This window comes from uncultured Brachyspira sp., from assembly GCF_944390595.1.
In the GTDB taxonomy this organism is placed as follows: Bacteria; Spirochaetota; Brachyspiria; order Brachyspirales; family Brachyspiraceae; genus Brachyspira.
Genome location: NZ_CALXRN010000184.1, coordinates 1 through 3700, shown reverse-complemented (window position 1 = coordinate 3700; position 3700 = coordinate 1). Strand labels below are relative to the sequence as shown.

Genomic DNA, 3700 nt, shown 5'->3' with positions numbered 1-3700 from the left:
ATGCACATGACTGCGATGAAAAAATGATAAATATGGCTAAGGCTTTAGGTAAGAAAGATGCAAATAAAGCTATGGATTTTGTTGATGCTTTAGTTGATTTGCAAAAAGCATGCGGAGTTGATAATTTAAAACTATCAGATTACGGCATGAAAAAAGAGGATTTGCCTGATATAGCTAAAAATGCTAAATTTGCTATGGGCGGATTATTCCAATGCGATCCTCATAACTTTACAGACGAGGAAGTATTAACTGTATTACAAAAATCATATAAATAATATATATATTCGTTATTGATGAAAACTATAGAATTATATGCATATATAACTCTATAGTTTTTTTATATTTTTTCTATATATATTGCATAAAAGCCGAATTTATAATATATTAAAAATAAGTGAATTTTTAGCAATTAATATTTCGTTTTATTTGGAGAAATAATATATATGAAAAAAATAAATAGTTTAGCATTTAGAATGCCTTTTGTTATATGCTGTATAGTAGTTATTATAATAGTAACAATGCTTATATCTTCCATAAGAATAGCCAGTAAAGGTATAAGTGTAAGCAGACTAGGCGGTTTTAATAGTACAATAGCTGGATATGCTTCAGTATTGGATACTTGGTTTGGATTAGAAACATCTCTTGTAAATACGTATTCTGTAACTCCTGTAATTATTAGATATTTGCAAGGTAATGAAGCAACAAGTTTAGAATTATTATCAAGCACAATAAAAAATTTTAAAAACAGCAATATTTATATAATTAATATGGGTATAGCTGATATTAATGGAAATATAATAAGTGATTCTGTTTCTCCGGAACTAAATGGAAAAAATTTAAAAGATTATATTCCTATGACTTGGACAAAAGTTACTTCGTCTAATTCTGATGAAGTTGTTTATGGTGATAGATTGCTTCAATCAGATATAACAGGCAAATGGGCTATGCCGGCTTTAAAAATAGTTAAAGATGAAAACAATCAGAATATAGGATATATATATGTTCTTCTTGATTGGGCTATTTTGCATCAAACTCATTTTTCAAATATAGATTTGGGCAAAACAGGAGGTTTATTTATAACAAGTTCTGAGCTATATAATATAATGGACTCTTTATATGAAAATATAGCTGTGATGAAAATTAATCCTATATATAAACAAGCTTTTACAAGCGGAAGTAATTCAGGAATAATAACTTATGATGTAAATGGTCAGGAAAGAACAGCTGCCTATTATAAGATGAAAACACAGCCTTGGATAATAGCACTTGCTATGATGAATTATGAGATATATGAACAAAATTTGAAATTAATAATAGCAAGCATAATAATAGGAGTAATATCTATAATAGTTCTTGCAGTATTTGTAAGTTTATTTATAGGAACTATTACTAAACCTCTTGAAATAGTTGTAGAAGAGGCGCAAGAGATAGAGCGTGGAGATTTAACTAAGACAGAACAGCGTATTAAACCTAGAAAAGATGAGATAGGGGTTTTATCAAGATCTTTCGTAAGTATGCGTAATAAACTTGTAGAAACTATTACAGAAGTTAATACAGCTTCCAACAATATAGTTAAAGCTGCTCAGGAATTAGCTCATGGAAATACAGATTTATCCAGAAGAACAGAATCTCAGGCGGCAAGTTTGGAGGAAACAGCAAGCTCTATGGAAGAGATGGCTTCCACAATAAAATCTTCAACAGAACATGCTGTTGCAGGAAATAATATGATGATATCATCAAGAGAGGCTGTGGAAAATGCTGGAAAGATTATAGCTGAGACCACTATAAATATAGAGGAAGTTTATGAGGCTAGTGCTAAAATTAAAAATATAACAAAAATAATTGAGGATATTGCTTTCCAAACTAATATACTTGCTCTTAATGCTGCAGTTGAAGCTGCCAGAGCAGGAGAACAGGGTAAAGGTTTTGCCGTTGTAGCAAGCGAAGTTAGAAATTTGGCACAGACAACTCAATCATCTGTTAAAGATATTACAGTATTAGTTGATAATACTAATGAAAAGATTAATAAAGCTACAGATACAGCACGTCAGTCTCAGGATATATTTATAGATATTCAGCAGAAAATAGAGGATACAGCTAGAATTATGCAGGATATAAGCGCCACTGCTATGGAACAGCAGGTAGGAGTTGATCAAGTTAATAGAGCTGTTGCAGAAATGGATACTGTAACTCAGCATAATGCTTCTCTTGTTCAGGAAAGTACAGAAACTTCAGAATCTCTGCTTAGTCAGGCACATCTTCTTCAGGAAGCTGTAAGTTTCTTTAAATTGAATCCTTCTGATTTGACAGCAGAACCTAAAAAGAATAAAAAACAGGAAGTGAAAAAAGAAGCTGAGATAAAAAAAGATATAGAGATTAAAAAGGAACCTGAGGTAAAAATAAATACAGAAATAAAAATAGAAAAAACTGAACCTAAAAAGAAAGAGTTAAAAGTACCTCCATCTGTTGAAAAGTCAAGAGCTGAAGAAAAAATGATGATACAGCAGGATAATAAAACTGTAAAAAATGAAGAATTTGGAACTACCTATTCTTCTACTCCAAGCGAAATGACTGATGATGGATTTGCTTCATTCTAATTGAAGTAAAATAAAATTAATAAAATAATAAACAAGGCTGTAATTTGTTTTTACGGTCTTGTTTTTTTATTGCAATTTAAATAATATTTTTTAATTAAATGTTTGATATAAAACAATATATTTTTTGTTTAACTTTTTTATTATTTTAGTATATAATAGAACTTAATCTTATTAGAAGGAGTTTTAAAAATGACTAAAGTTGTTTTAATACGTCATGGTGAGAGTGTTTGGAATAAAGAAAATTTATTTACCGGATGGGCTGATGTTACATTATCTGAAAAAGGAATAGAAGAAGCTAAAGCAGGCGGAACAGAATTAAAAAAAGCAGGATTTACTTTTGATAAAGCATATACTTCTACTCTTACACGTGCTATAAAAACTTTAAATTTGGTTTTAGAAGAAATGGGACTTTTATGGATACCTGTAGAAAAATGCTGGCAATTAAATGAAAGACATTACGGTGCATTACAAGGATTAAATAAATCTCAAACTGCTGAAAAATACGGAGAAGATCAAGTAAAAATATGGAGAAGAAGTTATGATACTCCTCCTCCAGCATTAGAAAAATCTGATGAAAGATATCCTGGACATGATCCAAGATATAAAAACTTATCAGAAAAAGAATTGCCTTTAACTGAATGTTTGAAAGATACAGTTGCAAGAGTTGTGCCTTTTTGGGAAAATGTTATACTTCCGGATATTAAAGCTGGTAAAAAAATAATAATAGCTGCTCATGGCAACAGTTTAAGAGCATTGGTTAAATATTTAGATAATATTTCTGATGCTGATATCACAGAGTTAAATATACCAACAGGTATGCCTTTAGTTTATGAGCTTGATGATAATTTCAAAGCAGTTAATAAACAATATTTAGGAGATCCTGAGGCTGTTAAAAAAGCTATGGAAGCTGTTGCAAATCAAGGTAAGAAAAAATAATATAAAAATAAACAATGATGTAAGTAAAAGGTTTGTTTAATTATAAATTATAAAAAAGGAAGGTTTTAATTAAAAACTTTCCTTTTTTTATTTTTAATTTCTTATGCATTATTATATCAAAAAATTATTTAACACTTGAATTCATTTTCTTATATGCTATAGTTTAA

Annotated in this window: 3 protein-coding genes; all 3 read left to right on the top strand. The window is 29.5% G+C overall.

What is annotated here, in order from left to right; all coding sequences use genetic code 11:
* A partial coding sequence (locus Q0J90_RS10635) for an iron-containing alcohol dehydrogenase (RefSeq protein ID WP_297277876.1) occupies positions 1–275 on the top strand: 275 nt, incomplete at its 5' end.
* A 168-nt stretch (positions 276–443) separates the two neighbouring features.
* The gene (locus Q0J90_RS10630) at positions 444–2597 is read left to right on the top strand and encodes a methyl-accepting chemotaxis protein (protein ID WP_297277875.1); all 2154 of its coding nucleotides are present in this window, start codon (positions 444–446) and stop codon (positions 2595–2597) included.
* Positions 2598–2786: 189 nt separating this feature from the next.
* Positions 2787–3533 carry a 2,3-diphosphoglycerate-dependent phosphoglycerate mutase gene (gene gpmA / locus Q0J90_RS10625; protein ID WP_297277874.1) on the top strand — a complete coding sequence of 249 codons (747 nt, stop codon included), beginning with the start codon at positions 2787–2789 and terminating at the stop codon, positions 3531–3533.
* Positions 3534–3700 lie beyond the last annotated feature (167 nt).